This is a genomic window from Wolbachia endosymbiont of Tuta absoluta (assembly GCF_059414725.1).
In genome coordinates, this window is the sequence record NZ_JBNRJY010000799.1 from 1 (window position 1) to 1350 (window position 1350).

Genomic DNA, 1350 nt, shown 5'->3' on the forward strand with positions numbered 1-1350 from the left:
TTCATAGAATGGCATAGCGCCTTGTGGATTGCTTTGACTTGTGTAACGAAGAAACACTACTACTACTGGCGCCAAAACGCCTTTAGTTTATATAAGAGCATATACACTAAGAAATATTGCTATGAATGTTAAAAAAGGAGAATAAGTACATAATGCCTTGATCACACATAGCGAGTGAGTACAGTAGGACAGTCGTGAGCAAGTCACAGTGACGTGAGTGAGTTGTGTTTACACGTATTTTAATCTTTGTGGCAACTCAGTTCAGTGTCGACGCATCACCGGCACTGGGCACAAGCAAATACATGGAAAAAAATAAGCAGAATATATCTAATTGTCGAATCGTGAGGGACACCGAATCGACCAATGATCCGATGAGGAACACCGAATTGACGTACGGCCCGATGAACCCTAGTGTCAGTTTTTTTATACAGCCTGCTATTACTAGTAGCCTTAGAAGGCTGACATGGTTTTTTTGTGTAAAACCAATATATAAAGTGCAATATTAAAATAGTCAAAATGTGCAAGTAAAGAAGTTATAGGTACATACTATTGAAGAATGTTATATAGAATTAAATAAATATATAGTTAGGTACTTACTTGTCTACTAAACTAAAACGATTTTTTTCAACTACTGTATCGAAACGGAGTATTGTGATGATCGATCCTATCAGCCAGCAGCGGAACTCGCTGCAGATGATATCCACCTGTGTGACTTTCTCCTTCCTGTTTTTCAACTCATTTACTTTACTCATTTTACTGGGCTTAATAATCCATCTTCTCCCTCTTACTTGCGTGAGCGTTTTGCGTTCTCGCGCTCACAAGATAAGCCCTGTCGCCATAATGTCAGGACACAACTTGCAATGCCACGCAGTAAAACCGACTGTACATGATTGGTTTCGTAATGTTATGTTTGTAGCTACATCAGATGACCCCAGTCTCAGGAGGCGTGACGAGCTAGAAACGTGGATAAAAGCCAGGAACTTGACTTGAAGGTCAAAAAAGGAAATGAATCGAAGGAGAAGACCAAGGCATTTGTGCTTTTTCGTTGGCAAATATAAGTAAGTTTATTTTAGTAAGTATCGGTGTAGGTATATTTTAGGAATAATATGTATGCTAAATATTCATTTCGTAGTTGTTTTATTTTTTATCCTTCATTATTATGATTACACACCGGAGTGCACCCGTGTTTTTTCTCTATGTTTTCGGATCGATCGTTATTTAGTAAGAATGGCAGAGATTAGGCAGTCTGTTAGCTTGGTGAAGCAATGCATAGAGAAAATGCCTGAAGGGCCAATAAAAACTGAAGATAGAAAAATTTCTCCACCGCCAAGAGCAGAAATGAAAGAATCC

1 pseudogene is annotated in these 1350 nt (G+C 38.5%); it reads left to right on the forward strand.

The window, feature by feature from the left end:
• Nucleotides 1–1209: 1209 nt before the first annotated feature.
• Nucleotides 1210–1350 (forward strand): annotated as a pseudogene (locus ACJ5GX_RS08145) (NADH-quinone oxidoreductase subunit D-related protein); the annotation flags it as partial.